The following is a 23,829-nucleotide window of genomic DNA, read 5'->3' as shown; positions in this document are numbered from 1 at the left end:
TTCAACCCGCATTACGAATAACTGGAGAGGTCGTCCACGTAGTCGTGGCGATCATACTGATAGTTCTCTGGTACTCATTAAACACGTCTCGCCACGACCACATGGTTGAGAGCCTCTCACGACCTTGCTTCACCAGCACGCGATAAAGATCCTTATTTCCTATCAAATCAATCACAGCATCAGCAATCGACTTGGCGTTAAGGGGATCAAAGTATATCGCCGCATCCCCGCAAACTGCGCGGGAAAAATCACGATCTGAGGTCAAGATTGGTTTGCCATGAAACATGGCCTCCGCATAGGGCAGACCAAACGTCTCAAGCAAGGTTGGCATTAGCAGGGCATCGGCGGATCTAAAAAACGCCGCAACGGCAGCTTCCGGTATACGGCCGACGTTAAGGATGGCGGAGTCTAGCTCTTTTGCCGTACACCGGCCTAGGAAAACTTTGGCAGCTGGGTGTTCATCTTCGTTTAACGTCGTCATGATCACGGTGCGCATTCCGGAGGCTTGCAGGAGTTCCGCTACCTCCTCCAAAATCTCGATATTTTTATGAGGGTAGTAATTGGCCGGATAGATTAACTTGAATGCGTCGTCTGGAGCCTCAAATCTCCAATTGAGATTATCTGAGACGGGGATGTCCACGGCTGGGGGCACCACGACAACATTCGAGAGTCCATACTGGCCTTCTAGTCGGGCCTTCATGGCATCCGTCTGAGCCATAACCACGGTGGCATGTGACAGGTATTTTTCGAAGAAATATTGCTTCACACTAAAGAGCAGGCGTTCTTGCCAGCGCAGTCGGTCCCAAACCTCCGAGTCAGGATATACCGCATAAGGCCAATCGAAATTGTATATCTGAGGGACGTTAGACGGGATAACGACGTCACCAAAGTTCAGAATCGCGTCGATACGATGCCGCGACAGCAACCGGGGAAAAATCACGCGATAGAGCAGGACAGTTGCGAGATTGCTATGTGCCCAGGAGGGGACATCGATAACCGTCAGCTTCTTGCTCTCATAATGAGAGTAGGCGTCACGATCAGGCGTGAGAATGAAATAATGGTCTTCTGGACCGCTATCCGCGAGCAAGCGAAGGTAGGTGTCGAAGATCACCTTCCCCCCCCCCACCTTCGATTTCAGGCCGTTGATTAAAATGTTGGCCATGGCCTATCCTGCGGCCAGCTTTGTTGGCGCGAACGCCGGTTCGAGTTCCCCGGTGGCTCGACGGGCCAGCATGTCCCAGTCAAGCACCTCCGTGAAGGTGCGGCGTGCTCCTTCTTGCATCCGGCCAAGACGAGCGGGATCGCGGAGCACGCTTTCGAGGGTGGCAGTGATCTTATCTACGTGGATGTCCTCGGCTGGCAGTTCGATAATGTTGCCATAGGGATTCATATAATAAGTATCCTGCGCGCCCATATTGCCGACGATCAAGGGGAGGCCCATCGAGACCGCCTGCACCCACAGGATCGACTGACTGGCCGGAAATACCGCTAAGTCGGCCATGTCCATGTACCTGAAAAGATCTGAATTATTCAACCAGCCGACAAAGTGGATATGCGGATCCCCGCTGGCCGCCTGCTTGAGTTCCCCCGCATAAGCCTCCTCGCCGATGTTGGCTGCCCCCACTATGATCAATTCTATGGGTAGGTGCTTCAGCCTGCGCACCGCCTCAATGAGGATTTCGGTGCGCTTCAACCTGGCAAATTTGCCACCCGAGAATATGACGACGGTGTCCTCGCTTATCCCCAACTGTCGACGCAAATCGCGCCCCTCATTTCGCGATGCGATCGCCAATCCAAGGTCCATGTCTGCCCCAAGCGGCAGAAGCTCCATCCGGTCGCGTGGCACTGAATAAACCTCATGAAGAAAATCCGCCGATGCTGGCGTGACCGGATAAATGGCGTCGAGAGAAGGCATCCCAATGCCAAGAATACTCTTGCGAATAATGCCGTGCAGAACCTTAATAGAAAGAAGATTTCTCCCAGAATTGCTATAATCCGCATGGTAGTCCATCACGAAACGGCAATTTGGATTATCTTTCTTGTACCGAACAACCTCAATCATATCGGGCATGATGTCCAACATAAACACCATGTCTGGGCTCTCGTCGTAGATAATGTTCCTTGCACCTCTGAAGGATCGCAGTTTATGCAGAAGATTTAGCCGGTATGGCCGCCGTATTACCTTTAGACTGCCAAGCTTTTGGATCTTCCCCTCTCGCTTGGAGTCATATTTGTTAGCTATAAAATCAAATACACTTTCAAAGGTCGAGGTAAGGATAGAAACCTCGTGCCCGTGCTTCAAAAAATACTTCGCAAGAATATTCTCCTGGGACGCAATATTCTCATCGAAGATGTCGCACATGATGAGTATTTTCAACTTTAGCTCCAAGCGGCGTATGTGGCAGTCGATCCGTATCAGTTTTGCCGGGGCTGGGTGCCACCGTGCCTCCGTCCCGTTGCTAAGTGGCAGGGCAGCTAAGAAGACTGCTATTCAACCTGCCGCCAGCGATTCCCCACGCGCAGTAGCGCGATTGCGCTCCCCGGCTCGACTCGCAGGTTACGGTCTTCGCGGAGCGCTATAGACTCTCCATGCGATATAGAGAAAGCAACTTCAGCAATTAACACAATGCTCTGACCCTCATAGCCGTTCTCAAGGCGCTCAATAGGGCTGGTCTCAACCTTGCGGAACAAGCGCTTTGGCGAAACAATGGGGGCTGGTCCCGGTGACAGCGCCTGGGCCGTCGCTGTAGCAAAAGTGGAGCCGACTGGAACAACATTGTCTTCTACTCTGACGCCGCTACCCCCATCATCAATGATCGAAAGATCGTCCGTTCTCAATACGTTGTCACGACAGATGCCGGTCCGAGCTTGAGGGTTTAGGCTGATTCCAAAGCGGCCTTCGACAATGTTGTGGTGAATGAGGGTAACGATTGCCGCCGAGTAGATACCATTGCCTTCGTTGCCGATGATTTCGTTTGAAGCGATTTCAGCACGCGGGATATTCTCGCCGGCTACTTCGATCCCAACCGCAAAATCGGTTATAATATTACCGCGGATCGCAAAGCTATTCATCCACTGCGATTGGAAGCGCCGTACCAGAATACCGTGCGTACCCTTCGCAGGCGAAGCGGTCAGGCGATTGTCATGGACTGTGGCAGCGACGCAATCCGCTAGCCAGAGCGCAGCTGCGTCGCAGTTGCGAATTAAATTATCGGCGATCAATGTCGCGTCGCCTCGTCTCGGGCGAGCGGTAGTCTGAATGCTCGCGATACCATAATAGCAACCATCAATCAGGTTCCCGGAAACCACGGCATTGCCGTAGCCGCTGATTCCGATTGCGGCCGGTACAGCGCTGCCAGAAAAAGGAAACTTTCTGTCACTATTGGTATTTACGACTCGATTGCCCGTGACGATTATATCATTCGTTGTCTGTAGATAGATGCCGCACCCGTAGAAGCGTGTTCTGCCATCGGTGAGGACGGCGCCGCTTATGTCCGCTATGTCGTTACCCTCGATCGTCATGGCGTCGATCTGACCATCGGGATCGACTCGATCATGCGTATCGCTAAGATAGACCATTATCCCATATGCGGGGTATCCACGGATAACATTCCCTCTGATTAAATTAGCGCGCTGTACCTTTCCGCGGGATACTGTTTGGCAGCCGATTGCCGTCCCCACGCCGCTTAGACATTGGTTATGTGAAACGATATTGCGGGATGAGCCGCCGGCTATGAAAATGTCATAACCAGTTTCTGATTGGCGCTCACTGCCGTCTCCTGAAATGAGGCTATCTTTAAAGAGGTTATCCTGAATACGGCAGTCGTCACTGTCGAGAAGCAAGACTCCGCCCCGACCAAGCTGGCTGAACAAGCAGTCGCGCACCACTGCACGCTGGGTTTCCGCGACCGCGATCGCCCAGCCCTCAAACAGATTTGGCGCCACCTTTGCCGGCACGAGATGAAGGCCGACGAAAGCACAATCTTCATGCTGCGTAACCAGTAGATTGGCGCCCAATCCAGATTTTCCGTCGAATAGTAGCTGCGAGCGTGCGCCGCATCCGACGATCCGCTGTCCAGGTCTGTTGAGCGCTAATGTACGGGTGATGCGATACCCGTTCGGCGCAGGCGGTACGAAAACGCACTGTTCCGCTTCGATGGCACGTAAAAAGGCGTCAGTATCGTCTGTGCGCCCATCCCCCTTGGCTCCGAAAGCAAGGACGGATCGACTTGGATTTTCCTCGTCCATTGCAAAGGATGGCGTGGAGGCGACCGAACTGGATGACGCGGCAGCTAGTACAGTCATCATCGACGTTCGCCGCGAGATACCAATCATCGATCAGATGCATCCTTTGCGCTGGACATCGTGCGCGTGCGGAGATTACCGCTAGCAACGTAGCCCGCAGCGAAGTAAACCATATATGCTAGGGAAGTCGCGATCGACAAGCACGCAGTTGCTTGGGTTAGATTGAAAGCACTCCAATAAGACACCGACAGTGCCAATATATTCCCAGTAAGGTTAACAGCGCTGAACCAGTATCGCAAGTAAGGACGTGTGGTGAGCGCAAAAATCCTGGCCACTGGCGCCACCGCTAGATTGAGAATTGCCGCGGGTGCCATTATGGCCGCCAAAATGCCGGCCTCCCGCCATTCTGGCCCAAAAATGAACGCGAAAATTTCTGGACTCACTAACATCGCTGGGACACCAACGGTAAAACCTACTCCGGCTATAAGTCCTACGCTACGAATGAAAAATGGCCGTACCAGAGAGGGCTGTTCCCGGGCATCTTGAGCAAGGCGTTCGTAAAACAGATCACTGAGACTGCGAAAGACAAATGCCACCGGCATATCCAGCGTCCGACGCATCAGAAAGAACATGCCTAACCCAGCAGGGCCGAATAGATAAGTGACTCCCGCTGACTGAACGAAGGCCACAGCACCGTCGATTGTTTGGGACGGAAGAAGAACAAGTGGGAATTCGCGATAGCGATAGAGCGTGAGACGCTGCTCTTTCCAAGACAAACGAATTGCGCGGTAGCCCGAGAGCAGATCCGAGCGCTTGGCTAGATGCGCCGCGTTGCCGACGCGGCCAAGGACTTCTCCAGCTGCTAGTGCTACCCAGCTAGGTAATACGACGCCCAGCCCAACTTGCACTGCTCCCCGTATGGAATTCAGTGTTACGCTCGCTTTTCCGATCACAAGAGTCTGTCGGCGCCGTATTTCCCAACTCTGAAGTATTTGAACCACAGCCTGCGTGAGCAGTAGAGCAAGGAGGAGCAATGGGGCGCTAAATGGTAAGTTGCCGAACCCCATTAAGTCGCAGAGGATCAGTCCGGTCATTATGAGTGCTGCGACAGGCGAAAGCACCAAAGAGATCAGGAGAGCTCCTCGGGTTAGCCGCCGGGCGTCTCGTTCAGACAAAGCGGCAGGAATGGCAAAATCGTAGTTAAGGAAAACTAAACCGATCGCTGCGACGGAAAAGGCGTAGAAGAGCCCATAAAGTCCAAACTCGGCCGGGCTATAGAGTCTGCCTATCAAGGGGCCTGCGAGCAGATAGATGCTCTGACCCAAAGCCGTATACGCCATCATCCCCCCGACGCGCCGGGTAAAGGGCGAGCGCAGAATAGTGTTACTGCTTATCATAAAGGATGCGTTGGCTCCCGCATTAGTTGCGGGCGTTCTTGGCAATGGCCTCTACTATGTGATCCTGTACTGCGGTATCTAAGAATGGATGCATGGGTAGGCTAATGACCTGCCTCGCCGCAATTTCACTTAGCTCAAGTGACCCGACCACCCGGGATCTATCCGCATAGGCAGGTTGCCGGTGTAGTGGAATCGGATAATGCACCGCTGTAGGAACGGCCGCAGCATTCAGTGCATCGATCATCTCATCGCGATTATCGACCAAAATTGTGAACTGACCCCAGACCGACGTCCGGTCCGCGGGCACTTGGATTAGCCGTACACCCGGGATATTCTCTAAAAGCTCGCAGTAACGATTACCGATTCTTATGCGGGCGGCGACTTCTTCCCCAAAGTTGCCTAGTTTCGCTAAGAGGATCGCAGCCTGAATCGTGTCTAATCGACCCCCAACCCCCACCCGGTCATGCTGATAACGCTTGCTCTGTCCGTGAATTCGGATTTCCCGCATTGCCTGTGCAAGACCGGCATCCGATGTGAAGATCGCACCTCCGTCGCCATAACAGCCCAATGGTTTGCTCGGGAAAAAGCTGGTGCAGCCAATTGTCGATACCCCACAGCTGCGTCTTCCTTTATAAAGCGCACCAAAGCTTTGGGCGGCATCCTCTATCACGGTGACGCCTCGTCGTTCGGCGATCGCATTGATGGCGTCCATGTCTGCGCATTGGCCGTAAAGAGATACGGGCATGATCGCTTTAGTAGCAGAACTTATCGCCGCCTCGATCAGTGCGGCATCGATATTGCAGTCGGTCAGATTGATATCGACAAATACCGGCGTAGCCCCCACCAGAGCGATTACCTCTGCAGTGGCCGCGAACGTGAACGGGGTAGTTATGACCTCGTCGCCGGGACCTATGCCCAACGCCATCAGCGCGATGAGCAATGCTTCAGTGCCTGACGCGACGCTTATGCAATGGTCGACTGAAACATAAGCGGCAAGCTCTTCTTCAAGTTCCAGGATTTCTGGGCCCAAGATGAATCTGCCGTGATCGAGTACTGTCGCTATCCGTTTATCGACAGCAGGCTTCAACATACGATACTGCGTCTTCAGATCGATGAACTCGATATCCTTAGCCATGCTGTTTGCATCTTTCCGTATCAATGATGTAACTTTGGTTGCAGGCGCATTGGACATCGCCGTGACCTGCCAGACGTAATCCGCAGGCGCACATCCATCCGATCCGTCGTGCGGGCACGCCAACCATTAGTGCGTGAGCCTTGACGTCGCGATTTACGACACTCCCCGCACCAACAAAAGCATACTCTCCGATCGTAACACCACACACGATCGTACAATTTGCGCCAAGCGTGGCGCCTCGCTTCACGAGGGTTGGGCGATACTCGTCTTTCCGCGAAACAGTGGACCGAGGATTGTATACATTGGTAAAGACCATGCTCGGTCCGCAGAATACGCCATCCTCAAGTCGCACTGCATCGTAAACCGAGACATTATTCTGAATTTTGACATTGTCGCCGATCACGACATCGTTCGCTACAAAGACGTTTTGACCAAGAGAACAGTCTGCCCCGATCCGCGCGCCCGCGCAAACATGTGTCCAGTGCCAAATTCGGGTGCCAATTCCGATTGTGGCCCCAAGATCGACAATTGCGGTTTCGTGAACGATCATCAACCGCGATCCAACGGAAGGGCTATGCGAACACCATCGCGTGCGGATCGGTAAAGTGCGGTCAGCAATTCAAGGGATTGGAGACCGGAACGCCCGTCTGTTTCTGGTTCATCCCGCCCTTGCAGCACATCAATGACGTTACGGTAATAAAGTGGATGACCAAAACCATACACCGAAGTTGTATGATAGCTAGCCTCATGGATCATTTCATCTTGGGGGTCGGGTTCCGCGAAGTTCCAATGCTGAACCTCGTTCACCGCCACGCCGCCAATGCGCACGGATCCTTTTTCACCCAAAACCGTAATGCTCCCTTCCAAGTTTTGCGGATAGGTTAGCATCGTTACACTGAGGCTACCCAAAGTTCCCGAGCGCCAGCGAAGGCTCGCCACTGCAGTATCTTCAGCTTCGATCTTACGCCCTAGGGCCGCAGAATAAGCCTGAACGCTTTCAACCGGCCCAACGAGCCAATTCAAAAGGTCAATGTAATGGCTCGCTTGGTTCATCATTGCTCCGCCATCGAATTCCCAGGTGCCGCGCCATTTTGCCGCGTCATAATACTCTTGAGGGCGAGTCCAGAATACGTTGAGAGCAACAAGGTAAATCCGCCCGAAGCGCCCGGCATCCACCGCGCGTTTCAGCATTTGCAACGTCGCATTTCGGCGGTTTTGTTTGACGACGAACAAGCGGACCCCAGCTTCATCGCATTCACGAACCATTCGCAAACCATCGGGCCAGCGGGTAGCCATGGGTTTTTCCGAAATCACGTGGCGCCCGCTGCGCGCGGCGGCAATCGTATGAGCTGGATGCAGTCCGCTGGGCGTGGTCAGGATCACCACGTCGGCCGACGTGGAAGCCAGTAATGTCTCTATTGAGCCATGCCCCTTGGCCCCCGTCGCTCTCACTGCAGCTGCAAGAGCTTCTTCGTCGGTATCGCACACATCTATCAGTTCGGCGTCGTCGGCATGCGCGGCAATCGCCTCGAAGTGATTTTTGGCAATTCGTCCGCAACCAACAAGCGCGAAACGAATCTTACGATCTCTTATAGGTATGTAGGGAAAGTTCATGGCCTCAGGCCTTTACCACGTTGGACGACGCGGCCAAGCGCCCTCGTGTGTCAACGATCAGGGGCGAACGTGCAGCCAGGAAGTTGTAGTCAAATTTATCGTGGTCGGTAGCGAGCAAAATACAATCGAAATCATCAATATTTTGTTCCGTTAGTTCAACACTGCTCAAATCAAAATGATGCTCTCGCGTCTCTGGAAACACCGGAACATGAGGATCGGAGTATTCGACTACAGCGCCCGCTTCTCGCAATTTCTCCATAAGAATGACGGAGGGAGATTCCCTCATGTCGTCCACATTTTTCTTATATGCTATGCCGAGCACAAGTATTCTACTTCCTTTAACCGGCTTACACCGCTCGTTCAATGCTGCGGCAACCTTTGCCATTACATAGTCAGGCATGGCAGAATTCACTTCACCCGCCAGCTCAATAAAGCGAGTGTGAACGCCAAATTCCCGAGCCTTCCACGTCAAGTAAAACGGGTCAATGGGTATGCAGTGCCCACCCAAGCCTGGGCCTGGCTGATAAGGCGTGAACCCAAATGGCTTCGTGGCCGCAGCTGCGATAACTTCGTGGATGTCGATATCCAGTTTGTCCGCAACAATTTTCATCTCGTTGACAAGTCCGATATTCACAGCGCGGTGAATGTTCTCCAGCAGCTTGGTCAATTCAGCGGCGCGAGTGGAACTTACCGGAACTAAGCGATCAATAACATTGGCATAGAGCGCCAGGCCAACGTTCAGGCACTCGGGAGTGCTGCCGCCAATTATCTTTGGAATAGAACTGGTTGTGAAATTAGGATTGCCTGGATCCTCCCGCTCCGGAGAATAGGTCAAAAAAATCTCTTTGCCAACTGACAGTCCTGCGTCACCGATGCGCGGTTTAAGTTCTTCTTCAGTGGTGCCAGGATAGGTTGTGCTTTCCAGAGAGATGATTTGGCCTGGGCGCAGATAAGGAAGCAGTGAGTTCAACGTGTTGAGGACAAACGACAGATCGGGCTCCCGGTGCTTGGTCAAGGGCGTCGGCACGCAAAGAATAAGAGCGTCAACTTCGTTGGCGCATGAAAAGTCTGTAGTTGCGACAAACCCGCGGTCACGTGCGGCCGCGACCTGGGTCGACGAGATGTGCTCGATGAGAGATTGTCTCGAGTTAAGGCGCGCGACCTTGCCTGCGTGAATATCAAATCCTACAACTGGGAACCCCACTTCGGAAAATCTGAGGGCTAACGGCAATCCAACATAGCCCAACCCCACGATTCCGATCTTGGCCGATCGTTCTCGCAATCTAGCAATCAAATTATCATGAATCACAGATACCTCCGAAGCAGGAGCGCTTATTTTGAGCCATAGCCCGAAATCATAATTCTAATTGTCTTAACGGCAATAAGGATGTCTATCCAAAGCGAAAAATTCTTGATGTAATAAAAGTCGTAGAACAATTTGCTCTTTACCTGATCGATATCTGCAACGTGGCCCAAGAATACTTGCGCCCAGCCCGTGATTCCTGGGCGCACGATATGTCGATACCGGTAAAATGGAATTCCCTCTTCATACCACCCCGACAGGATGGCCGCCTCAGGTCGCGGTCCGATCCAACTCATTTCGCCCTTAAGAACATTGAGAATTTGCGGCAGCTCATCAATACGCGTTCTTCTTAAAAACTTACCAAGGCGCGTGATGCGATGATCATTGTCTACTGTAATCGCATCTTCATAATTCAGCGGTTCATTCCCACCGTTGTTGCGCATCGTCCGAAATTTATAGACGATAAAGGGCTTGCCCCGGAAGCCAATCCGTTGCTGCCGGAATATAGCGGGGCCTCCGGAATCAATGCGAATTAGAGCCGAAATTAGCAGGAAAAGCGGAGCGAGTATTGCCAACGCGACGGCGGCTGTAACTCTATCGAGCGCATGTTTCGGCACCATGTAGGCGCTTGGCGGCGAGAGGGTTCCAAAACTCGTCTCAGATAGATGCTCGAGCTCCACCCGCCCCGTCAGTGACTCAATCAAGTGTTTGGTATGATACACCGGGATGCCGGCCAGCGCGACGTCAGCTATCCAACGTTCCCAAGTCTGAGGAAGATCGCCTTTCAAGTCGGCAGTTACTGCCTCCACGTTGGGTGTATAACTATTTTTGGGGTCGATCCTTACCCAACGCACCCCGGCCAACGACATCAACTCTTGGGTATTGGTGCCGGAAGGCAATACTCCGATGGTCAGATCTTTTCGACCCGATACATGAGAGTATCCGAGATAAAAGATCACGACAGCAGACAGGTAGGCCCCTCCAAGAACCCATCGACTATAATCCAATCGCAATACAAGGAAGGCGGTGATCAATAGGCCGAATGTAACAGAGAAGCCTGGAATGATTGCAGCGGCTTTTTCTACTCCGGGATACCTTCCAACATTACGAATTAGGAAAATACCTGCGGCAATTGCAATTGCTCCGCCCCAGAACGTGTTCATCAGTGCAGTGATTCCTTGGACGGACTCAGAGGCCCCAAAAATTATCAGACGCGCAAAGGGCGGCAATGATGCCGCTACCAAGCCCCAAAATATCTGCCATCTTAATCGATGCCAATGACTGCTGTGTGGGAGGATGCTGTGATTCATCATACGAATTGAGTGGCCGGCGTTCCTTCGAAGCTCCACTCTCAGAGTAATCTGCTCTCCGGACTCGCTGTCAGGTGGTGCAACTGGGTACGTTCTTTGAGCTCGCCAGATCGGAGCGTACGGCGATCCAAGAAGGTGCGCCGAGCGAAGTTGGTGCGACTAGCAGGGAGTGTGGCTGTGGGCAAGTAGGCTCGTGAGGGGGTTCGCCCAAGCTGTTCAGCCGCTGTCACGGTGGAGCTTCTGCGTCTTCGATTCCTTCTTGCTCGCCGTTGTGGTTGCCCCCGGAGAAAGATCGTCTAAGAGATTCTCTATGTCTATCCGCGCCATCTATCCGTGGGCCAAGTTTAGCCTGTCGTTGACCCTCCTGATCGCTTTGCTGGCTGGGCTGTGGATAGCTGGCGGCGCTTCTCGGCCAGACGTGTTCGCGCAAGTCGTGGTGCGGGGCATCGCGTGGTTTTTACTTTTAGTTGCTATCATTTTCGTGAGGCGTTCGTTTCCGGCCGAAGCTATGCCCGTGATAATAATCTTAGCGGCTGCGTTGGCGATGATTCTCCTGCAACTGGTGCCTCTGCCGCCCGAAGTGTGGTTAGCCCTTCCTGGGCGCACGGTTTTCGCCGACGCAGCGGAATTCAGTCGTCAAGGTCAGCCTTGGAGACCCTTGTCGATAGTTCCCGATGCCACGATCAATTCAGCATCTTCTCTAGTAGTTCCTATCGCAGTTCTCCTTTTTGCTGCTAACGTGACCAGGGCAGAGAGGCGCTTAATGCCCGCAATTATATTGTTTCTAGTATTCGGTCACGCGTTTGTCGGATTTCTACAGTTCTCTGGAATTGACTTTAAGTTTAGGTTGATTAACGATGTTGGCGGCGTAAGTGGACTTTTCGCTAATCGGAATCATTTCGCCTTGCTCATGTCGATCGGTTGTCTCGTGGCACCCGTCTGGGCTTTTCAAGACAGCGCTAAAATCGGGTTCCGCAGCCCAATAGCAGTAGCATTAATTCTATTGTGCATCCTTATCATATTGGGAAGCGGATCTCGATCTGGACTGATGTTGGGACTGGTAGGTGCCATGCTTGGTTTTATTATTATTCGGAGCAGCGTGCGACGGATACTTAAGCCTGCTCCGCGATGGGTTATTCCTGCCCTTATGGCAGGTATTCTGGCTTTGGTTGCAACTTTCGTGCTCGTCAGTATCGCTGCTGATCGCGCGGCGTCTGTTGACCGCGTAGTTGCGCTTTCGGCAGAAGAGGAGGTGCGTTTTAACGTGCTGCCAGTGATCTGGGATGTCGCCCTTCATTACTTCCCGGCTGGAGCCGGCCACGGCTCGTTCGATTCGATTTATCGATTGCACGAGCCTTACACCTATTTGAAGAGCACTTACCTTAACCATGCGCACAATGATTTCCTTGAGGTTGTTCTCGAGGGTGGGGTGGGTGGCCTCCTTGTGCTTACGGGGGCTCTTGCATGGTGGGGGCTCGCAAGCATTCGCGTATGGCGCGCTCCTTCCAGCTCCGAGATCCGGCTCGGCAGGTTTGGGGCGGCTTTGCTGCTGCTAATCCTTATCGCGAGTGCGATTGATTATCCGGCGCGAACACCTCTGATAATGGCGGTGGCTGTTCTCGGTGCCTTATGTCTCAACTGGGGCGTGAATGCTGCGCGTTCGCCTTTACCCGCGCCATCCCAGCATCTATAGACCCCCGAATACCTCTTATTGGTGGACTAGCCACAAATATGCGCCAGATTTCTGTTGTTTTTTGTATTGCCCTCGCCGCTGCGGGCTGTGGCCGTAGGGAGCCACTTGTTGCAAGTGGTGGGCTTGTTGTTGTCGAGGATAGTACGGTGCTTCCTGCACCTGGTCGGGGCGACCTTACGGCGGCTGACAGACCGGCGCTCATTGGTCCGCTAGACACGATTGAGGTTGATGTCTTTAATATTCCAGACCTAAAGCGTGAAATGCAGGTGGACGCGAGCGGCCGCATTGCGATGCCACTGGTGGGCACAATTGACGCGCGAGGCAAGAGCGCTGGCGAGCTCGCGGAGGCGATAGAAGCAGCGTTGCGAGCGAACTACGTCCGTAACCCGCAGGTGACGGTCAATATCAAGAACTCGGTGAGTCAAGTGGTGACCATTGATGGCCAAGTTGTAGAGCCGGGTCTCTACCCTGTTACTAACCAGATGACGCTGATGCGAGTCATCGCGTCAGCCAAGGGTCTATCTGAGTTCGCCCGGCAAGACGACGTTGTTATTCTGAGGACGGTCGGCAACCAGAGGATGGCCGGCTTGTATAACGTGGCGGCTATCCGTCGCGGTGTATATGAGGATCCGTTAGTGTACGCGAATGATGTTATCGTCGTGGGTGATTCTCCGCAGCGCCGGCTGTTCCGCGATCTTGTTGCGGTTTCGCCTCTTATTGCATCGCCGCTGATTGCAATTCTTCAATAGGGTCTCTTAAATGAATTTGGCGAGTTCGAGCTTCCTTGGCGATGAGATGATCACCGGCGGGATCCCAATTAATCGTGCTGGATTTGAACCAGAAGCGGAGCCTTTGATCCGCCGATACCTGCGCATCATTATGCGGCGCCGCTACGTGATATTGGGTGCGACAGCGCTGTTCTTGCTGCTCGGTCTCGTCATAACTCTGCTGATGACCCCGAAGTACACGGCCGTCTCCACAATTGAAATCTCGCGAGAGTCGAACAGGCTAACGAATTTTGAAGGTGTCGAGCGCGAAACTGGCGCGGCCGACCAGGAATTCTATCAGACTCAGTACGGTCTGCTGAAGTCGCGCACTCTTTCAGAGCGGGTTGCGACACAGCTCCGGCTTGTCGACGATCCTTTGTTTTTCGAGCGCTTCGGTGTGTCCTCGGAGGATCCCGCATTCGAGCAGGTCAATGGCCGATACACGGCAGCGGGCCGTGAAACGCGTCAGAGAGTTGCGGGCGAAATCTTGCGAAGCAACCTTTCGGTCTCCCCCACTCGCTTGTCCCGTCTTGTCGACATCGGCTTTACCAGCTCTGATCCGAGCTTCTCTGCGCGTGTTGCGAACTCATGGGCGGAGAATTTCATTCAAACGAATCTCGAACGAAAGGTTCAGGCGACGTCTTACGGCCGAAATGCTCTCCAAAAGGAACTTGCGCAAGCAAAGGACCGGCTGGACGAATCGCAGCGGCAGCTGGTCGCCTACGCGTCGCAGCAGAGAATCATAAATCTTCCCGCAGAATCCGGCGACCGTTCAGCCCCGGAGCGCTCGATAGTCGCTGACGAGCTGGCGACGCTCAGTGGCGAGCTATCGAAGGCTACAGCCGAGCGCATCCAAGCTGAGGCACGATACGTTCAGTTGGGGCGGAATGGGGCATCCCCTGAAGCTCTAAGGAATCTGGCCATCAATAGCCTTCGTCAGAATCGCGCCGAACTAGGTGCCGAATATGAGCGCCTTCTCATGCAGTTCGAGCCAGAATATCCTGCAGCGCGCGCCCTGCAATCTCAGATCAGGGAGGTGGACAATAGTATAGCGCGCGAAGAGGGCCGAGTGTCGCAGTCGCTCTTGGCGGATTATCGCCAGGCACAAGCCAGAGAGAACTCACTGAAGGCTCGTGTTGAACAGCTCAAATCGAACTATCTTGATTTAAGGCGGCGTAGCATTCAATACAATATCTACCAGCAGGAGGTTGATACGAACCGCACTCTGTATGACGGCCTGCTTCAGCGGTATAAGGAGATTGGGGTCGCGGGAGGTGTTGGAATTAACAACGTATCTGTTGTTGACGCTGCAGATGTGCCTGAGAAGCCCTCAAGCCCCCGCCTTCTGGTCAATGTACTCCTCTCTTTGTTGGTGGGGCTAGCCGTCGGCGCGGGTATCGCGCTCGCACTTGAGCAACTGGATGAAGCGATCGCTGATCCGCGCGAAGTTGAACGCCTTCTGGGACTGCCACTTCTGGGCTCCATACCCAAGATCGAAGATGTGACACCCAAAGACGCGTTGCTGGACCGTAAGTCAGATCTTGTTGATGCCTACATCGCAATACAGACAAACCTCGCCTTTACGACTGAACATGGCGTACCTCGTTCGCTTTCGGTCACATCAACAAGGCCTGCCGAAGGGAAGTCCACCACGGCGCTTGCGCTGGCTACGACCCTCGCTCGTGCCAAAAAGAGAGTTGTGCTTGTGGACGGAGATATGCGCTCGCCGTCCGTCCATTATCTGGCGGGGGTTGGGCACGAGGTGGGGCTGAGCAATTTTCTGGCCGGCCAGGACGATCTGGAACCTCTCCTCTTTCAAATGAAAGAATTCGGACTTGTGGCGATGTCGGCTGGACCAATCCCACCTAACGCCGCAGAATTACTTACCGGTAACCGTTTGAATCTCCTCCTAACTCGCTTGCTTGAGCAATATGACCATGTAGTCATCGACTCGCCGCCGGTGATGGGTCTAGCAGACGCCCCTCTGATCGCGAGCCGCGTGGAAGGCGTAATCTATGCTGTCGAATCTCACGGTATCCGGTCCAGTCAGGTTAAGACAGCTGTTGGCCGTCTCGCCGCCGCTAATGCACGGATTTTTGGCGCGGTTCTGACGAAGTTCGACGCCGGAAAGGCCAGCTATGGATACGGCTACGAATATGGCTATGGCTACGGTCGTCAAGTCGCTGAGCAAGGCTGATGCAGCGCCGGACGGCATTGAGGCGCCGCCCCTCAGCTGGACGGGCTATTAGGATCGTAATTGCTCTAGGCGCTGCCGTAATTGGCTATTATGCTATTACCCATACCCTCGGGTATGTGTTCCGGGCAAAGGCGCCAGAATTGGCGTATCGTCTATCTCCCTATGATGCTCGCGTCGCTGGCCAACTCGCAATCAAGAGATCTGGCTTGAATGCAAACGTTCGCCACCGCCGCGATGCCGACAGGTTGGCATCGCAAGCTCTTCGCAGAGATCCGACGTCGGTACCCGCCATTGTCGCGTTGGCATTCAGTGCCGAGATACAAGGAAACAAGGAGCTCGCGAGACGGCTGTTTACTTATTCCAACACATTATCTCGACGAGATCTCCGCACTCGGCTGTGGCTCATCGAAGATGCTGTTGCTCAAGAAAATATTCCTGCTGCGCTGGAGCACTACGACGTCGCCCTTCGCACGTCGCGCTCAGCACGCGCTTTGCTTTTTCCAATTCTTGCGAGTGCGATTGATGTGCCGGATGTCAACGTTCAACTCGCAAATACGTTAGCCAAAAATCCGCCTTGGCGTCTCGACTTCGTTGAATACGCAGCTGTGAACGCACCCCCGAATGCCTGCCTGCAGCTTTTCAGGCGCTTGACGTCGGCGGGAGTTGCTGTGCCGTCCACAGCCAGTCAAAACTTGCTTAGTTCTTTAGTCAAGGCTTCCCTTTTTGAAGAGGCTTGGAGCTTCTATGCATCTCTTCGCAAAGGGGTTGATCGGACTCGGTCTCGTGACCGAAATTTTGCCACTGAGGTTCAATTTGTCCCTTTCGATTGGGAGGTGGCCGATGGGGCTTCTGGGATTTCGGCGTCGATACAACGGAAGGGGAAACAGGGAATATTCGACTTTTTTGCCCCGCCGAGTGTTGGAGGTCTGTTGCTGCGGCAGCTTCAGCTGTTGACGCCAGGACCCTACGTAATCGAAGGTAGGAGCGTCGGCATCGACCAACCGCCACAGTCGCGGCCTTATTGGGCGCTGAGTTGCTTGAACGGGCAGGAATTGGGTCGCGTAACGTTGCCGCCCTCCTCGCACAATGATGGTAGCTTTACGGGTCGATTCATCGTGCCCCCGGGTTGCGATGTTCAATTCCTGAGCCTGCTCGCGCGGCCGTCGACGTCGATCACTGGGGTGGTGGGGGAAATTGATTGGGTGGTTCTTCGTTCTGCATTATAGAGTGCGGAGGATCTGTCCTCCTTGAACCGGGTGAATCGCCGATGCGAATGTCAGGGGCTTCTAATGCGGCTACGCCAATGGGCCGCCTCGCTCTCGCGTGCGCAGCAACTATTTGGCTAGCGTCTCCAGTTCAAGCTCAGAACGTATTCGTGGGCGATATCGAATCTGCTGATGAGGTTTCCTCCGAGGTCAAGGCATCTGTGCCCCGTCAAGGGCAAACTGCAGAATCGCTGTCGGGGCCGATAGGCAAGCGTAAAGGGCGAGATCAGGCTTATGCGATGGATCCTATGGGGCGCGTCAACAATCGAATAGCAAACCGAGTTGAAACGCGACTTCGCAATCGAATCGATCGCAACTATAGCCCTGCGATGACATTCACGGGTTCTTTGGAAGCGGCATCAGAGGCAAGATTAACCCGCGTCCGGACCAGCGGAGATGACTGAACTCAAGTGCTCGCATGAGGCAGACAGGCCGGAGCGGTGGCATTCGTCATTCCGAGTGCGATGTAGTGCGGCTATTTCACGAGAGAATTCTAACGGCCGTCTGGCGCTGGTTTCTTAACCTTCGCTATCCCTTGGCTCCCGCATGCGCGCATCGTGATCGCTGGTGAACGGGAGGCAGCAATCAAGAGAGCGAAAGAGAGAGACCATTCTCGCGGACAGGTAACTGCGCTAGTGTGCCGTAAGCGAGGGCTTTCTCGACAGGCCGCAGGGACCCCGCTATGAAGCCTGTCGATTCAAGCGCCTCGTGAGAATACTTCGGGACCGGCACTAAGCCGCTTGGCGAAAAGCCTCGGCGGCATGTCAGTCACCATGCTCTCGCCTACTCGTGCGTTGTTAGCACTTGAAAACCTCACGCGATGCCTTGAAATGCCTTGAGAGAGTCCGCGTCCTTATGATCCTTAAGCGTATTCTAAACGGCCGGAATCGCCGCAACGGCGAGTACGCTGTTGCAGATGGCAGCAGGATTTATGCCATCGGCGATATTCACGGTCGATCTGACCTCCTCGTTCACCTTCTTTGTCTGGTCGAGGAAGATGGTCGTGCGCGTGGCTCAAAAGAGACTCGACTGATTTTCTTGGGAGATTTGGTCAACCGTGGTTCAAGTACAAGGGAAGTGGTGAATAGGCTGATCGAAGTTGGGGAGCGTCACGAAAATACCATATTCCTCAAGGGTAATCATGAAGAAGTTCTGGTCAGCGCATATCATGGTGACCGACAATCGGCTCGTCTGTTTCACCGTATTGGCGGGAGAGAAACTCTGATTAGCTATGGAGTTTCTCCGGATGAATATGATCAATGCGGACTGGACGATTTGATTCGTTTGATGATCGAGTATGTTCCGGAAGAACACGTTCGCTTTCTCGACAGCTTTAGAAATTGGTATGCTAGTGGCGACTATCTCTTCGTTCATGCTGGAATTCGTCCCGGAATACCGATTGAGCTACAGAAGGAGAGCGATTTCAGGTGGATTAGAACGGAGTTTCTAGAATCTAAACTCCGTCATGGCTACATGATCGTTCATGGCCACAGTATCTCACATAATGTCGACGAACAGCCTAACCGGATTGGAATCGATACCGGAGCCTACGCCAGCGGAAAGCTTACTGCGATGGGACTAGAGGGCACAAAGCGATGGTATCTCAGCACCTAATGGTGACTAATCCTCAGAGTTCCCTTCGCAATAAAAAGGGCGGCAAAAGCCGCCCTTCTCTTTACAGTCATTTGAAAGCGTTACGCGCTCTCGGGCTCTTCATCATCAACAGCGGCCCAGATGCCGAGGCCGAGGGCGACGACAGCCAGCAGCGGGATGATGAAGCCGCCGGCAAGGTTCTCGCCTTCGACTTCGGCGCCGACGCGGGCGTTAGACAGCGACAAAGCGCTGGCGGCCGTGCTGGCATTGGCGACCGCCGGAACGACGATCATCGAGGCCGCAACGGCGGCCTTCAGGGCAGTCTTAGCAAAGCTCATAATATGCTCCCACTTACAAATTCATGCGATTCCGTCGACATGCCTACGTGAGGAATGTCATTTTCGCAACGGATAAAACGTGCATTCTGTCGCAGAATTTAGCCGTTTTCGGCGCTTCTGCCCTTAACTGTGGGCCAAAAGCCTCACTGAATGGCGTCGAAAGCAAACCCGTTCATGTGTCGAATCCTGTGGCGATTTCATCCAGCCAGACTGCCGCCACGCCATCGGACGGCGCGCGCCAATCGCCCCGGGGGCTGAGGCTGCCACCGGCCGACACCTTGGGGGAATTTGGCAAGGCGGAACGCTTGAATTGGCTCGTTTGGAAGAAACGGGTCAGGAATTCTTCCAGCCATTGGCGGATCGTTTCGAGATCGTAGCCGCGTTTCAGCGTCTCCGGGAACCCTGCCGGCCACAGGCCTTGGCCTGTATCCTTCCAGGCCTGCCAGGCGAGGAACGCCACCTTGCTTGGCGGCTGGCCGCTGCGCAGGATGTGGAACAGGAAGAAATCGTGGAGTTCGTAGGGACCGATGCGGTCTTCCGTGCTCTGCATTTCGCCCTGCTCATCCGCCGGCACCAGCTCCGGCGAAATCTTGGTGGCGAGAATGGCCTCCAGCACCCGGTTCGTATCGGCGTCGAACTGGCCGCTCTTCACGCACCAGCGGATGAGATATTGGATCAGCGTCTTCGGTACGCCGGCGTTGACCCCGTAGTGACTCATATGGTCGCCGACGCCATAGGTGCACCAGCCGAGCGCCAGTTCCGACATGTCGCCGGTGCCGATCACGAAGCCCCCGCGCTGATTGGCGAGGCGGAAGAGATAGTCGGTGCGCAGGCCCGCCTGCACGTTTTCGAAGGTGACGTCATAGGCCGGCGCGCCGGACGCGAAGGGGTGGCCCATGTCTTTCAGCATCTGGGTCGCGGCCGGGCGGATATCGATTTCCTCGCCGGCGATGCCGAGCGCCTTCATCAGCGCCCAGGCATTGCCCTTGGTCGCTTCGCCCGTCGCGAAGCCCGGCATGGTGAAGCCGAGGATGGTCGAGCGCGGCAGGCCGAGATAGTCGCAGGTCTTGGCCGCGACGATCAGCGCATGGGTCGAATCGAGGCCGCCCGACACGCCGATGACGAGATGCTTGCCCCGGGTCGCCTGAAAGCGCTTGGCGAGGCCTTGAACCTGGATGTTGAAGGCTTCGTAGCAATCCTGGTCGAGCTGTTCCGGGCGATTCGGCACGTAAGGGAAGCGGCGCAGGTTTCGCGCGAACCCGATGTCGGCGAAGCTGGGCTTGTGTTCGAACAGGATGCGGCGGAAGCGGAATTCGGGATGCCCCGCCGCGATCGCATTGTCGTTGAAGGTCGGCATCCGCATCCGCTCGAGCCGCAGGCGCTGGACGTCGACATCGGCAATGGCGAGTTCCGGCTCCAGCTCGAAGCGGCTCGATTCGGCGAGGAGTTCGCCGGTTTCGTAAATGCCGCCCTGTCCGTCCCACGCGAGGTCGGTCGTGCTCTCGCCGGGGCCGGTGGCGGAATAGACATAAGCGGCGCAGCAGCGGGAGGATTGCGAGGCGCAGAGAAGCGCCCGTTCGGCCGCCTTGCCGATGGTGATGTTCGAGGCGGACAGGTTGCAGAGAATCAGCGCCCCGGCGAGGGCGCCCAAAGTCGATGGCGGCTGCGGCGCCCAATAATCCTCGCAAATCTCGGCATGGAAGATGAAGTCGGGAAGGTCGGACGCCTCGAAGAGCAGGTCGGTGCCGAACGGCACGGTCTGGCCGGCCACCCCCATCTCGAGCCCGGTGAGGCCGACGCCGGGCGCGAACCAGCGTTTCTCATAATATTCGCGGTAATTGGGAAGGAAGCTCTTCGGCACCACGCCGAGAATGCGGCCGCGCGCGATGGCCAACGCGCAATTGTAGAGCCGCCCGTTCCGCCGCACCGGCGCGCCGACGAGCAGGACGGGCGAGAGGCCTTCGCTTGCCGCCGCGACTTCGGCGATGCCTTGCTCCACCCGGTCCAGGAACGCTTCCTGCAGGTGAAGATCGTCGACCGCATAAGAAGAGATATTGAGTTCCGGAAAGACGAGCAGGTCGCAGCCGCGCTCATGCCCCTGCCGCGCCAGCGCGATGGTCTGCTCGACATTGAAGGCGACGTCCCCCACCGAGGCGATCGGCGTCGCCGCCGCGACGCGCACGAAGCCGTGCCGATGAATTGCCGCGAACGGCGCCTTTTCCCGCCCCATCAGAGCCTCTCCAGCATCATCTCCACTGCCACGCGCAGCGATTCGACGCGGGTAGCACCTCTTCCGCGCGGACCAAAATGCGCCTCGCGGTGGATTGTGGGTTGGCTGGTACGGGCGCTGGCGAAATGCACAAGGCCCGGCTCGTCTCCTGAATCGGCGAAGCCGGTGATGGAGACAGCAATGTCCGCGTTGGAATTGCGCAGCGCGCCTTCCGCCATGGCTATCGCCACGGGTTTCGATACGGCGCCTTCGCTTTCCAGCATTTCCTTCGGCACGCCCAGCATGTCGGCCTTCGCCTCGTCCGTATAGGTGACGAAGCCGCGTTCGAAGGCGTGGGCGACGCCCGGCACGTCGGTCAGCAATGAGGCAAGGAGCCCGCCGGTGCAGCTCTCCGCCGTCGCGAGCGTGACGCCGGCTTCGCATGCGCGTTCGAGGAGAAGGCAGGTCTGTTTCTCAAGTTCCGTAGGAAGGGCGGGGGATAGGGTTTCAGCGTCCGACACGATGTCTCCGGCAAGTCTACAGTCATTGTGCGCCGGACCGGTGGCAGCGGGCGGCGTCACGTCTCGTGGAGCGGGAACCGGCGCCCCGGCCCGAATGTTCCACCCCCATAATCAGTGAAGCGGCAAGGCGCCCCGCCGCCGCCGCGAAGAGGAGCAAATGGCTAGATTGACGCGCAACACTATCCTCTGGGCCGCAGTCGGCGCCGCAGGTGCGGCAGCGGCCGGCGTGATCGGCATCATGGCCGGCCGCCGCCGGTCGAACGGCGAGGAGAATCTTCCCGCCCCGGCGCTGAAGGGCGACACCGTCCCGGGCCCGGTGGGCACGTCGGGCAATGTCCGGCCGGCCGGCCGGGGCCAGATGCGGGATCCGCCGCGCAAGTGGGACAAGGTGGACGAGGCGTCGGACGAGAGCTTCCCCGCGAGCGACCCGCCCAATTACGCGCCGCACATCGATTGATTGGGCTAGGGGGCGGCGGGGGGAAACGGTCCGGCCGCCTCCATTCTTTCCGCCAAGGCGCGGGTCTGCACCCGAAGGTCCGGCACGGCGACGATTTCCCACCATGCGCTCTTCGTCATAGGACCGATCGCATAGAGGGTAGCATTCGCGTCCCCTTGAGCATCAAACGCACGGCATCCGGCGTCGACATCTATCCCGATCCGGCACGCGTCGGGGCGAATGCGTCCCGACGCGATGAGGTTGCGGATGAGAAGGTCCGGTGCGTGGGTGATATCGCTTTGCGGGCCGGTGCAGTTGACGATGCGGCGGACGCGTAGCGTTTCCGGTTCTGCAGAATGTCGAGGGCGCCAGGAAATGTCGGCGCCTTCCTCGGCTCCAGCCAGAGACACTATTTTGCCGGCGGCCACGCGCAGCCGATCCTCCGCGATCATGCCGTCGATCCGGGCGGCGATCTCGGGCGCGATGCGGTGGCGGTGGACGTCCCACCAGGGGCGGAGATGGCGGAGGAAGCGGCGTCGTTCGCCTATCGTCGCCTCCGACCACAGGCGCTGGGTGTGGGGGCGGAGCGAGTCCACCGCGGCGCGCCAGCCATGCGTGCCCGCACTCCCCCGCACCGCCTTCAGCAGGGGCAGGCAAGCGGGCACGAGGCCGTCGGGAGCCGGGACGCCGCTCGCCGGAGCAACATGGGCGCGGGGAAGCAGGCCGCGCCGGGAGAGCGCTAGGATGTGGCCCCGGAAGCCGCCCGTATCGAGCATCAGCGCGGCGTCGATGGCGGTAAGCCCGGTGCCGATCAACAGCACCATATCCTTATCGGTCAGGCCGTCGAGGATCGGCCCGGCCCAGGGGTCGGCGACATAGACGCCTTCGGGAAGGTGCGCGCGGGCGATGAAGCCCGGCACGTCCGGCGCGAGGTTGCCGATGGAGAGGATCGCGATATCGGCCGGAATCCGGCTGCCATCCGTGAGGATAACGACTTCCTGGGTGCCCTCTTGTGCGACGTCTACCGCTTCGCCGGTCACGAGGGAAAGGCGTGTGCCCTGTTCGCGTCGCGCGGCATCCAGCTGCTCCGCAAGATAGGTGCCATAGACGCGCCGCTGCGCGAAGCTGTCCGGCCCGCCAAGGCCTTTCGCCTCCAGCCATTCGGCGAAATGGGAGGGACGGTCGGGATAGGCGCTCATGCCCGCTGCGCGGACGTTGAGCAGGTGTTCCGCGCTCGGCGTCGAATAAGCGACGCCGCGTGCAAGCCTGTCGCGCTCGATCAACGTCACCCGCGCATCGGTGAGGGCAAGGAGGTTGATGGCCTGAAGCGTCCCCGAATAGCCGCCGCCGATGATCGCGATGTGTGGCGTCATTCCCCTGCTATGTCCATGTCGTGCGGCACTTCGTCGGCGAGGCTGAGGCCATCGAGGATGCGCGCGGTTTCGTCGCGCACCATCAGCATCACGCGGTGCAGGCGGCATTGCTCTTCGGAAATGCAATTCTCGCATCTCTCATAGGCAAGGCGGCTGGCGCAGGGGAGCAGCCCGAGCGACCCGCGCGTCAGGCGCACGATTTCGCCATAGCTGATCTCCGACGGCGGGCGGGCGAGCCAATAGCCTCCCTCGCGCCCCCGGCGGCTGGAGATGAGCCCGGCGCGGGTCATTTGCGACATCATCACGGTCAGGAATTTGGGCGGAATGTTCTGCGCCGCGGCGATCTCGCTCAAGCGGACGGGCCCGGCGCCGTGGCGGTCGGCCAGATGGAGCAAGGCCCGGATTGTGTACCGCGTCCGTTGAGAAAGCATGG

At 56.3% G+C, this 23,829-nt stretch carries 21 protein-coding genes; 7 read left to right on the top strand and 14 right to left on the bottom strand.

Annotated elements, in window-relative coordinates; translation table 11 throughout:
• Position 1: 1 nt before the first annotated feature.
• The 9 genes from IC614_RS08715 to IC614_RS08675 all read right to left on the bottom strand — a co-directional run bounded on the left by IC614_RS08715 (position 2) and on the right by IC614_RS08675 (position 10,857).
• Entirely contained in the window at positions 2-1,162 is a 1,161-nt protein-coding gene (locus IC614_RS08715) for a glycosyltransferase (RefSeq protein WP_200970954.1), read from the bottom strand.
• A gap of 3 nt (positions 1,163-1,165) precedes the next feature.
• Positions 1,166-2,377, bottom strand: coding sequence for a glycosyltransferase family 4 protein (locus IC614_RS08710; protein ID WP_200970953.1), 1,212 nt, complete (start codon positions 2,375-2,377; stop codon positions 1,166-1,168).
• A 110-nt stretch (positions 2,378-2,487) separates the two neighbouring features.
• Complete coding sequence (locus tag IC614_RS08705; protein WP_200970952.1) at positions 2,488-4,335, bottom strand: right-handed parallel beta-helix repeat-containing protein; 1,848 nt, start codon at positions 4,333-4,335, stop codon at positions 2,488-2,490.
• The gene (locus IC614_RS08700; RefSeq protein WP_200970951.1) at positions 4,332-5,588 is read right to left on the bottom strand and encodes a lipopolysaccharide biosynthesis protein; all 1,257 of its coding nucleotides are present in this window, start codon (positions 5,586-5,588) and stop codon (positions 4,332-4,334) included. The genes IC614_RS08705 and IC614_RS08700 overlap by 4 nt, the downstream gene beginning before the upstream one ends.
• Before the next feature lie 76 nt (positions 5,589-5,664).
• Positions 5,665-6,777 (bottom strand): DegT/DnrJ/EryC1/StrS family aminotransferase, encoded by a 1,113-nt coding sequence (locus IC614_RS08695; RefSeq protein WP_318962368.1) that lies wholly within the window; start codon positions 6,775-6,777, stop codon positions 5,665-5,667.
• Complete coding sequence (locus IC614_RS08690; protein ID WP_200970950.1) at positions 6,770-7,327, bottom strand: acyltransferase; 558 nt, start codon at positions 7,325-7,327, stop codon at positions 6,770-6,772. Before IC614_RS08690 ends, IC614_RS08695 begins: the two co-directional genes overlap by 8 nt.
• Positions 7,327-8,391: a Gfo/Idh/MocA family protein gene (locus IC614_RS08685; protein WP_200970949.1), complete on the bottom strand. Its 1,065-nt coding sequence runs from the start codon at positions 8,389-8,391 to the stop codon at positions 7,327-7,329. Before IC614_RS08685 ends, IC614_RS08690 begins: the two co-directional genes overlap by 1 nt.
• A 4-nt stretch (positions 8,392-8,395) precedes the next feature.
• Complete coding sequence (locus IC614_RS08680) at positions 8,396-9,700, bottom strand: nucleotide sugar dehydrogenase (RefSeq protein ID WP_200970948.1); 1,305 nt, start codon at positions 9,698-9,700, stop codon at positions 8,396-8,398.
• A gap of 23 nt (positions 9,701-9,723) precedes the next feature.
• Positions 9,724-10,857, bottom strand: a complete 1,134-nt coding sequence (locus IC614_RS08675) for a sugar transferase (RefSeq protein WP_200970947.1) — start codon at positions 10,855-10,857, stop codon at positions 9,724-9,726.
• A gap of 457 nt (positions 10,858-11,314) precedes the next feature.
• On the opposite strand from IC614_RS08675, the gene IC614_RS08670 reads away from it, so the two are divergent.
• The 6 genes from IC614_RS08670 to IC614_RS08650 all read left to right on the top strand — a co-directional run bounded on the left by IC614_RS08670 (position 11,315) and on the right by IC614_RS08650 (position 18,540).
• On the top strand, positions 11,315-12,697 hold the full coding sequence (locus IC614_RS08670; RefSeq protein ID WP_200970946.1) for an O-antigen ligase family protein: 1,383 nt from the start codon (positions 11,315-11,317) through the stop codon (positions 12,695-12,697).
• Between the two features lie 38 nt (positions 12,698-12,735).
• A complete protein-coding gene (locus IC614_RS08665; RefSeq protein WP_200970945.1) occupies positions 12,736-13,446 on the top strand; it encodes a polysaccharide biosynthesis/export family protein in 711 nt (236 codons plus the stop codon).
• Positions 13,447-13,456: 10 nt separating this feature from the next.
• Positions 13,457-15,661 carry a GumC family protein gene (locus tag IC614_RS08660; RefSeq protein ID WP_200970944.1) on the top strand — a complete coding sequence of 735 codons (2,205 nt, stop codon included), beginning with the start codon at positions 13,457-13,459 and terminating at the stop codon, positions 15,659-15,661.
• Between the two features lie 206 nt (positions 15,662-15,867).
• Positions 15,868-16,887 (top strand): tetratricopeptide repeat protein, encoded by a 1,020-nt coding sequence (locus IC614_RS08655; protein ID WP_200970943.1) that lies wholly within the window; start codon positions 15,868-15,870, stop codon positions 16,885-16,887.
• Between the two features lie 149 nt (positions 16,888-17,036).
• Entirely contained in the window at positions 17,037-17,330 is a 294-nt protein-coding gene (locus IC614_RS12280) for a hypothetical protein (protein WP_207791105.1), read from the top strand.
• A 451-nt stretch (positions 17,331-17,781) separates the two neighbouring features.
• Complete coding sequence (locus tag IC614_RS08650; protein ID WP_200970942.1) at positions 17,782-18,540, top strand: metallophosphoesterase; 759 nt, start codon at positions 17,782-17,784, stop codon at positions 18,538-18,540.
• Between the two features lie 80 nt (positions 18,541-18,620).
• Here the strand turns inward: IC614_RS08650 and IC614_RS08645 are convergent, their stop codons facing one another.
• The 3 genes from IC614_RS08645 to IC614_RS08635 all read right to left on the bottom strand — a co-directional run bounded on the left by IC614_RS08645 (position 18,621) and on the right by IC614_RS08635 (position 21,647).
• Positions 18,621-18,857, bottom strand: a complete 237-nt coding sequence (locus tag IC614_RS08645) for a hypothetical protein (protein ID WP_200970941.1) — start codon at positions 18,855-18,857, stop codon at positions 18,621-18,623.
• A 172-nt stretch (positions 18,858-19,029) separates the two neighbouring features.
• A complete protein-coding gene (locus IC614_RS08640; protein ID WP_200970940.1) occupies positions 19,030-21,087 on the bottom strand; it encodes an NAD(+) synthase in 2,058 nt (685 codons plus the stop codon).
• Positions 21,087-21,647, bottom strand: a complete 561-nt coding sequence (locus tag IC614_RS08635) for a CinA family protein (protein WP_318962355.1) — start codon at positions 21,645-21,647, stop codon at positions 21,087-21,089. The genes IC614_RS08640 and IC614_RS08635 overlap by 1 nt, the downstream gene beginning before the upstream one ends.
• Positions 21,648-21,744: 97 nt before the next feature.
• Here IC614_RS08635 and IC614_RS08630 point away from each other — a divergent pair, with 97 nt between their 5' ends.
• On the top strand, positions 21,745-22,044 hold the full coding sequence (locus IC614_RS08630) for a hypothetical protein (protein ID WP_200970939.1): 300 nt from the start codon (positions 21,745-21,747) through the stop codon (positions 22,042-22,044).
• A 5-nt stretch (positions 22,045-22,049) separates the two neighbouring features.
• On the opposite strand, the gene IC614_RS08625 is transcribed toward IC614_RS08630, so the two are convergent.
• Positions 22,050-23,396 (bottom strand): FAD/NAD(P)-binding protein, encoded by a 1,347-nt coding sequence (locus IC614_RS08625; RefSeq protein WP_200970938.1) that lies wholly within the window; start codon positions 23,394-23,396, stop codon positions 22,050-22,052.
• Complete coding sequence (locus IC614_RS08620; RefSeq protein WP_200970937.1) at positions 23,393-23,827, bottom strand: RrF2 family transcriptional regulator; 435 nt, start codon at positions 23,825-23,827, stop codon at positions 23,393-23,395. Before IC614_RS08620 ends, IC614_RS08625 begins: the two co-directional genes overlap by 4 nt.
• Positions 23,828-23,829 lie beyond the last annotated feature (2 nt).

Origin of the sequence: Sphingosinicella flava, assembly GCF_016025255.1 — a bacterium.
In the GTDB taxonomy this organism is placed as follows: domain Bacteria; phylum Pseudomonadota; class Alphaproteobacteria; order Sphingomonadales; family Sphingomonadaceae; genus Allosphingosinicella; species Allosphingosinicella flava.
This window is presented reverse-complemented; position numbering and strand designations above follow the sequence as displayed.